The sequence below is a fragment of the Neisseria sp. P0021.S006 genome (assembly GCF_051956895.1).
Window position 1 is genome coordinate 1 of the sequence record NZ_JBQCWZ010000352.1, and the last position, 1440, is coordinate 1440.

Annotated in this window: 1 protein-coding gene and 1 pseudogene; both read left to right on the forward strand. The window is 45.3% G+C overall.

Annotated elements, in window-relative coordinates:
* A partial coding sequence (locus tag ACTHUM_RS14030) for a GH-E family nuclease (protein WP_440403174.1) occupies nucleotides 1–1220 on the forward strand: 1220 nt, incomplete at its 5' end.
* Nucleotides 1210–1440: pseudogene (locus tag ACTHUM_RS14035) on the forward strand (ankyrin repeat domain-containing protein); the annotation flags it as partial. The gene ACTHUM_RS14030 and the pseudogene ACTHUM_RS14035, both read left to right, overlap by 11 nt.

Below are 1440 nucleotides of genomic sequence, written 5' to 3' on the forward strand. Positions count from 1 at the left end.
CCGCCCAACAAGTTGCCGATGCTCAAAAACGCTTAGTGCATCAAGCAGTCAAAGAAACCGATTTATTTTGGATGCTGACTTTAGAAAAGGTAACTGATTTACCTGCAAAAGACTTTCTTAAAAAAGCCAGGCAGACCTTTCTCAATGAAGATGGCAGGCAACAGCGATTCTTCACTACGGAAGGCAAACAATTTGTCCGACCGGAGGTTTTTGCACCGGAGGCCCAATCAGACCTTGTGTTCTACCGAAACAATTTACACTCATCCAAAAATAGCAGCATTACCCAAGGCGCGAAGGATTTGGCTTCGGAATTTGCAAAAAAATCCTGGAAGGAAAAAATACAAAATCCACGAAAAACTATTACTAGAGGAGTACTCAACTCTTTACCTGTATACATTGTAGGTTCAAAGGCGGTGGATACCTTTAAAGATGTCCAAAACTGTGCAAACGACTTTGGACGATGCTGGGACAATGTCACCGAGGCCTTCCAGTCACCTGGAGCAGGTACTGCTTCCTTAATCTTAAATGACTTGCAACCGATTTACGGACAAGACGTCCGAGGTGCGCAAGCCGCACTGATCGGACTTCAATCGGTAGAAAATTTGACTACGGCCGTCGGAGCGGGCAAGGTATTGAAGCAGGTTGTCAAACCAGGCGTTAACAGCTTTAAGCGCATGCTGGACAAAGACGCCCGGGGAGAAGCAGCTAAAAAAGACGATCCGCCGAAACCCAACTTTGACAAAAAAACAGATCCACCGGCAGATCCGCAACCACAGGAAACATACCCCAAACGTGATGCAAATGGGCGTTATCACGACGAACTCGGACGTTTTATGCCCGATCCGGGGAGAGCTGCCACTGCTTTAAAACGGCCGAATTTGCGCAAACCGATAAGGGACAGTGTGTATGACCGGTATATCAAACTGCCTGACGGCAGCTATGCAGAAAAAGGAAATATCTCTAATATTATCAAACCACCCGTCCACATCGGACACAGATACGGTTGGGAAAACCGCCGTTTGATAAAGGCGGCAGATGAATTAGGCATGACGCAGAGCCAGTTGAATGAGTATGTGAACGACCCGAAAAGGACGAAAAAATTGTTTGCTCTGCAGAACAAGGCGGAAAACGAATCTCACGACCCCAGGTTTGAAAAACCGGGGCGGGGTGATTTGGGTACAATTAAACAAGATATTAGGAACTTTTTAAATGGTAAATAATTTAACACCTCCCAGTTTTGAAGAAAAAATTGCGGAAGCTGAAGAGCTAGGTGATATTGCTTTCCTTCAAAAGGCGGAAAGCGAGGGGAAATTAGATCCATTCCGTATTTCTCCTAATGAAAAATGGAATAGCCTGCATAGGGCTAATATTTGGAATCCATCATCACCTGAAACTATACGGTTTTACATAGACAAAGGTGTCCCGGTAAACGCCCAAGAC